This is a genomic window from Rhizobium leguminosarum (assembly GCF_010668065.1).
Taxonomy (GTDB): Bacteria; Pseudomonadota; Alphaproteobacteria; order Rhizobiales; family Rhizobiaceae; genus Rhizobium; species Rhizobium leguminosarum_S.
Genome location: NZ_WUEN01000047.1, coordinates 1 through 388 on the forward strand (window position 1 = coordinate 1; position 388 = coordinate 388).

General features: G+C 29.4%; 1 pseudogene. It reads right to left on the minus strand.

The annotated features are described in order from the left end of the window. Positions 1-212, minus strand: a pseudogene (locus GR198_RS35220) (hypothetical protein); the annotation flags it as partial. Positions 213-388 lie beyond the last annotated feature (176 nt).

Below are 388 nucleotides of genomic sequence, written 5' to 3' on the forward strand. Positions count from 1 at the left end.
CCTTTTTCATTTTCATAATACTGAGCTAAAGCAATCAAATCATATTCCTTATCTACATTTAATCCCAATTCATCAGCTGTATCTTTAAGAAGCCCTTTCCAATTTACTAATCCAGTTCCTACTGAAAGACCTGCACCAGCAAAAATAGCTGCGTTTTCATCTTTGATATCTTTTAAATATCTATCAGCAAAATGTATTAGTTCCTTTTTCATATTATATCATCTCCTATTCGTATAATCACTTTGACTTCCATTCTATTAGACACTTTGCATCCAATTTTATAGATAATTGGATGCAAAATAGCCTAATATATCAATATATATGCATAGCGCTAATAATTATTTTTATTTGCAATTGCATCTTCTATTAACTGTTCGATATTTTGACT